This is a genomic window from Pseudomonas meliae, assembly GCF_001400515.1.
Taxonomy (GTDB): domain Bacteria; phylum Pseudomonadota; class Gammaproteobacteria; order Pseudomonadales; family Pseudomonadaceae; genus Aquipseudomonas; species Aquipseudomonas amygdali.
Genome location: NZ_LJQT01000083.1, coordinates 1 through 5,972, shown reverse-complemented (window position 1 = coordinate 5,972; position 5,972 = coordinate 1). Strand labels below are relative to the sequence as shown.

4 protein-coding genes are annotated in these 5,972 nt (G+C 59.8%); all 4 read left to right on the top strand.

Annotated elements, in window-relative coordinates:
- The first annotated feature begins 123 nt into the window (after positions 1–123).
- The 4 genes from gluQRS to ALO64_RS03865 all read left to right on the top strand — a co-directional run bounded on the left by gluQRS (position 124) and on the right by ALO64_RS03865 (position 5,668).
- The gene (gene gluQRS, locus ALO64_RS03880) at positions 124–1,011 is read left to right on the top strand and encodes a tRNA glutamyl-Q(34) synthetase GluQRS (RefSeq protein WP_044345218.1); all 888 of its coding nucleotides are present in this window, start codon (positions 124–126) and stop codon (positions 1,009–1,011) included.
- Positions 1,012–1,109: 98 nt separating this feature from the next.
- Complete coding sequence (locus ALO64_RS03875; protein ID WP_002552060.1) at positions 1,110–1,286, top strand: hypothetical protein; 177 nt, start codon at positions 1,110–1,112, stop codon at positions 1,284–1,286.
- Positions 1,270–4,224, top strand: a complete 2,955-nt coding sequence (locus ALO64_RS03870; protein ID WP_005732364.1) for a sensor histidine kinase — start codon at positions 1,270–1,272, stop codon at positions 4,222–4,224. Before ALO64_RS03875 ends, ALO64_RS03870 begins: the two co-directional genes overlap by 17 nt.
- Before the next feature lie 22 nt (positions 4,225–4,246).
- A complete protein-coding gene (locus tag ALO64_RS03865) occupies positions 4,247–5,668 on the top strand; it encodes a sigma-54-dependent transcriptional regulator (protein WP_044345220.1) in 1,422 nt (473 codons plus the stop codon).
- Positions 5,669–5,972 lie beyond the last annotated feature (304 nt).

Genomic DNA, 5,972 nt, shown 5'->3' with positions numbered 1-5,972 from the left:
ACGCTCTGCGTCCGGTCTTGGACGAGCAACGCGGCGCAGAGTGAACATCGTCACGAGAGTCCGCGTGAAGACCAACCGCGTTTCGCTTGCTCACTCAAGCTAGCCACCCGTAACATCCCGCCCATGAAAAAACCGGCCTATATCGGGCGCTTTGCGCCGACTCCCAGTGGTTATCTGCATTTTGGCTCGTTGGTCGCAGCGCTGGCGTCCTATCTGGACGCTCGCGCAGTCGGCGGCCAGTGGCTGTTACGCATGGAAGACCTGGACCCGCCGCGCGAGGTGGCCGGCGCGCAAGCCGCGATTCTTGAAACCCTTGAGCGCTACGGCTTTGAATGGGATGGCGAGATGGCTCGGCAGAGCGAGCGCCATGATGCCTACGCCGAAATACTCCAGCGCTGGTTCAATCATGGCCTGGCCTATGCCTGCACCTGCTCACGCAAACAGCTCGAGCCGTTTGAAGGCGTGTATCCCGGTTTTTGCCGCAATGCGGGACATGCGCCCGAGAGTGCCGCAATCCGCATCCGGGTCCCGGAGCTTGAATATCGCTTCGAAGACCGTGTGCAGGGCACATTCAAAATGCACCTGGGACGCGGAAGCGGTGACTTCGTGATCCGCAGGCGCGACGGCCTGTATGCCTATCAGCTCGCCGTGATAATCGATGACGCCTGGCAAGGCGTGACCGATATCGTGCGCGGTGCCGACCTGCTGGACTCGACGCCCCGCCAGTTGTACTTGCAGGAACTGCTGGGCCTGCCCCAGCCACGCTACCTGCATGTGCCGCTGATCACCCAGCCGGATGGCCACAAGCTCGGCAAATCCTATCGCTCGCCACCGTTGCCGGCCGAACAGGCCACCCCTCTGCTGATTCGGGCATTGCGGGCACTGGGGCAACCACTCGATACGCACATGACCGATGGCACCGCGCAGGAAGTGCTTGCCTGGGGAATCCGCCACTGGAACGCCCACCTGATCCCCAGACTGCGCAATATTGAAGAAGCCCGGATAGACTGATCCAGAGCGGTCGCCGCAAACTGCGACGCAAGTATGCTTGCAGGTTATCCGGCATCCGTTAACATGCCGCTCCTCATCTACCAGCACAGGGAGACCAGATGTACATATACCGGTTGGTTTTGCTTCTGGTGGTAGGCATCTATCTGTTCTCTCCGGCCATCATGGACTGGTGGATCGATGCGACCGGTGCCTGGTATCGCCCCTACATGCTGTGGCTGATCCTGATCGTGGTGACTTTCATTCTGCAGAGCCAGCGAGATGCCGATGAGCTTTAGTCTGACGCAGATGCTGATGGTCAGCGCCGCCTACCTGCTGGTGCTGTTCGGTGTAGCCTGGGTCAGCGAGCACGGCCTTATTCCACGCTGGATCATCCGTCATCCGTTGACCTACACCCTGTCACTGGGCGTGTACGCCAGCGCCTGGGCGTTTTATGGCACGGTCGGCCTGGCCTATCAGTATGGCTACGGTTTTCTGTCCAGCTACCTGGGGGTTTCCGGTGCATTCCTGCTTGCGCCAGTGCTGCTCTACCCGATCCTCAGAATCACCCGCACCTACCAGCTTTCATCGCTGGCCGATTTGTTCGCCTTCCGCTTTCGCAGCACCTGGGCTGGTGCGCTGACCACCGTATTCATGTTGATCGGCGTACTGCCGTTGCTGGCCTTGCAGATTCAGGCAGTGGCCGACTCCATCGGCATTCTGACCCGCGAACCGGTGCAGGATCGGGTGGCCGTAGCGTTTTGCGCGCTGATCACCCTGTTCACTATTTTCTTTGGCTCACGGCACATCGCAACCCGTGAGAAGCACGAAGGGCTGGTATTCGCCATCGCCTTCGAATCGCTGATCAAGCTGATCGCACTGGGCGGTGTCGGGCTGTACGCCTTGTATGGCGTGTTCGACGGCCCGCAACAGCTGGAACTGTGGCTGTTGCAGAACCAGACTGCCCTCGCCTCGCTGCACACGCCGTTGCAGGAAGGCCCCTGGCGCACCCTGCTGCTGGTGTTCTTCGCCTCGGCGATTGTCATGCCGCACATGTATCACATGACCTTCACTGAAAACCTCAACCCGCGCTCGCTGGTCAGCGCCAGTTGGGGGCTGCCACTGTTTCTGCTGTTGATCAGCCTCGCTGTTCCACTGATCCTCTGGGCCGGGCTCAAACTCGGGGCCACGACCAGCCCGGAATACTTCACCCTCGGGATCGGTATCGCGGCCAACAGCAAGTCGTTGGCCCTGCTCGCCTATATCGGTGGACTGTCGGCGGCCAGCGGGCTGATCATCGTGACTACGCTGGCGCTGTCCGGCATGGCCCTCAACCATCTGGTGCTGCCGCTTTATCAGCCGCCAGCCGAGGGCAACATCTACCGCTGGCTGAAGTGGACGCGACGCGGGCTGATCGTGGCGATCATTGCTCTGGGTTACGGCTTCTACCTGCTGCTCGGTGCCCAGCAGGATCTGGCCAATCTCGGCATCGTCGCTTTCGTTGCGACGCTGCAATTCCTGCCGGGCGTACTGTCGGTGCTTTACTGGCCGACCGCCAACCGGCGAGGCTTCATCGCAGGCCTGCTGGCCGGCATTGCGGTCTGGGCAGTCAGCATGCTGCTGCCGCTGATCGGCAACCTGCAGGGCTTTTATATCCCCTGGCTGAACATGATCTACGTGCTGGACGACACCAGCTGGCACATGGCAGCTATCGCGTCCCTCGCGGCCAACGTGTTGTTGTTCACCCTGATATCCCTGTTCACCAATGCCAGCCCTGAAGAAGTCGGAGCCGCCGAGGCCTGCGCGGTCGATAACGTGCGCCGCCCGCAACGCCGTGAATTGCATGCCGTGTCGCCCCAGGAATTCGCCACCCAACTGGCCAAGCCGCTGGGCGCGAAAGCCGCGCAGAAGGAAGTCGAACAGGCGCTGCGCGATCTGTACCTGCCATTCGACGAGCGCCGTCCTTATGCCCTGCGCCGCCTGCGCGACAGGATCGAGGCCAACCTGTCCGGGTTGATGGGGCCAAGTGTCGCCCAGGACATGGTGGAAACCTTCCTGCCGTACAAATCGGGCAGCGAAAAATATGTCACCGAAGACATACATTTTATTGAAAGCCGTCTTGAGGACTACCACTCGCGCCTGACCGGCCTTGCTGCCGAACTCGACGCCCTGCGCCGCTACCACCGCCAGACCCTGCAGGAACTGCCGATGGGTGTGTGCTCGCTGGCCGAAGATCAGGAGATCCTGATGTGGAACAGGGCGATGGAAGAGCTGACCGGCATCGTCGCCCAGCGCGTGGTCGGTTCGCGACTGGAAACCATTGCCGAACCCTGGAAAAGCCTGCTGACCGGCTTTGCCAGCCTGCCCGATGAGCATCTGCACAAGCAGAAACTCGGTCTGGACGGCCAGACCCGCTGGCTCAACCTGCACAAGGCAGCCATCAACGAGCCTCTCGCTCCGGGCAACAGTGGCCTGGTGGTGCTGGTCGAGGACCTGACCGACACGCAGATGCTTGAAGACAAGCTGGTGCACTCAGAGCGGCTGGCCAGCATTGGTCGACTGGCAGCAGGCGTGGCGCACGAGATCGGCAACCCGATCACCGGCATTGCCTGTCTCGCGCAAAACCTGCGTGAAGAGCGTGAAGAAGACGGCGAACTGAAAGAAATCAGCAGTCAGATACTTGAACAGACCAAACGTGTGTCGCGCATTGTCCAGTCATTGATGAGCTTTGCCCACGCGGGGGCTCACCAGCACAGCGACGAGGCCGTTTGTCTGGCTGTGGTGGCTCAGGATGCTATTGGTCTGCTGGCGCTGAACCGGCGCAATTTCGAAGTACACTTCTATAACCTGTGCAACCCCGAACATTGGGCTGTCGGCGACCCGCAGCGCTTGGCACAAGTGCTGATCAACCTGCTCTCCAATGCCCGCGATGCGTCCCCGGCAGGCAGTGCGGTCAGGGTCAGAAGCGAAGTATCCGAGCACACGGTGGACCTGATCGTCGAAGACGAAGGCAGTGGGATTTCAAAGGCAATCATGGACCGATTGTTCGAGCCGTTCTTCACTACCAAGGAGCCTGGCGAAGGAACCGGACTTGGCCTTGCGCTGGTCTATTCCATCGTTGAAGAGCATTATGGACAAATCACTATCGACAGCCCGGCCGATCCCGAGCAGCAGCGTGGAACCCGTATTCGGGTGACCTTGCCACGTCATGTCGACGCGACGTCCACCGTGAACTGAGACCGTCGAGAGAACTGAATCAATGCCGCATATTTTGATCGTCGAAGACGAAACGATTATCCGCTCAGCCCTGCGTCGCCTGCTTGAACGCAATCAGTATGAAGTCAGTGAGGCCGGCTCCGTTCAGGAAGCTCAGGAGCGCTTCAGCATTTCGTCTTTTGATCTGATCGTCAGCGACCTGCGCCTGCCAGGCGCGCCCGGTACCGAACTGATCAAGCTCGGCGAAGGCAAACCGGTGCTGATCATGACCAGTTACGCCAGCCTGCGCTCAGCGGTCGATTCGATGAAGATGGGGGCTGTGGATTACATCGCCAAACCCTTCGATCACGATGAAATGCTGCAGGCGGTCTCACGAATTCTGCGTGATCGCCAGACGGTAAAGGGTCTTCAGGACGAGCGTAACGCCCTTGCCAAGGCTAACGGCGCTGAAAAAGGCCCGGCACAGAATAATAGCATCATCGGTTCTTGCCCGCCCATGCTGGATCTCTACAGCAAGATCCGCAAAGTGGCCCCGACCGATTCCAATGTTCTGGTTCAGGGCGAGTCGGGCACCGGCAAAGAACTGGTCGCCCGCGCCCTGCACAACCTGTCACGCCGTGCCAAGGCGCCGATGATTTCGGTCAACTGTGCGGCCATCCCTGAATCGCTGATCGAGTCTGAATTGTTCGGTCACGAGAAAGGCGCATTCACCGGAGCCAGTGCAGGTCGTGCTGGTCTGGTTGAAGCTGCTGACGGGGGCACGCTGTTTCTCGATGAAATCGGCGAGCTGCCTCTGGAAGCCCAGGCACGCCTGCTGCGCGTTTTGCAGGAAGGCGAGATTCGTCGTGTCGGCTCGGTGCAATCGCAAAAGGTCGACGTACGCCTGATTGCCGCAACCCACCGCGACCTCAAGACACTGGCCAAAAATGGCGAGTTTCGTGAAGACCTGTTCTACCGCCTGCACGTCATCGCCCTGAAACTCCCTGCCCTGCGCGAGCGTGGCAGCGATATTCTGGAAATCGCCCGTGCGTTTCTGGTACGCCAGAGCGCCAAGGTCGGTCGCGACGACCTGAAGTTTTCCCCCGACGCCGAACAAGCCATTCGCCATTACAGTTGGCCAGGCAACGTACGCGAACTGGAAAATGCGGTGGAGCGCTCGGTGATCCTGTGCGAAAACCCGGAAATCACCGCAGACCTGCTGGGCATCGATATCGAGCTCGACGGTCTGGATGACGACGAGTACATGGGCATGGCACCGCTGCCAGGGGCTTCCGGCTCGACGGGCAATGAGCCGGCCGAAGACCTGTCGCTTGAGGACTATTTCCAGCACTTCGTTCTGGAGCATCAGGACCACATGACTGAAACCGAGCTGGCGCGCAAACTGGGCGTCAGTCGCAAGTGTCTGTGGGAACGTCGGCAGCGTCTGGGCATTCCGCGTCGCAAGGGCGTCGCCAACGAGACGTAAAAAGCGGTAAAGGCTCTGGCACGCGGTGCGCAGAGCGGGTAGAAACTGTTACCGCAAACACTTCACGTAACAAAAGCCGGGTCTTACGGTAACGCAGACCCGGCTTTTTTATGCCAACAACAACCGCCTTTCGCCCGCAAACGCCCGGTTTACGGGGCTTCGCAAAAGTTGGCACAGCTTCTGCCATATGCTTAGTACAAGAAAAACAACAAGCAGTACGACACCCATAATAAAAACAACACGAATCGACTCACGCATAACAAGAACAACACGGCGGAGGCGCAGCTAAGGAAGCTCCGAGCAA

Bases quoted from the DNA above. Each gene is read 5' to 3' on its own strand.
- gluQRS (WP_044345218.1), top strand. From the start codon at position 124: ATGAAAAAACCGGCCTATATCGGGCGCTTTGCGCCGACTCCCAGTGGT.
- ALO64_RS03875 (WP_002552060.1), top strand. From the start codon at position 1,110: ATGTACATATACCGGTTGGTTTTGCTTCTGGTGGTAGGCATCTATCTG.
- ALO64_RS03870 (WP_005732364.1), top strand. From the start codon at position 1,270: ATGCCGATGAGCTTTAGTCTGACGCAGATGCTGATGGTCAGCGCCGCC.
- ALO64_RS03865 (WP_044345220.1), top strand. From the start codon at position 4,247: ATGCCGCATATTTTGATCGTCGAAGACGAAACGATTATCCGCTCAGCC.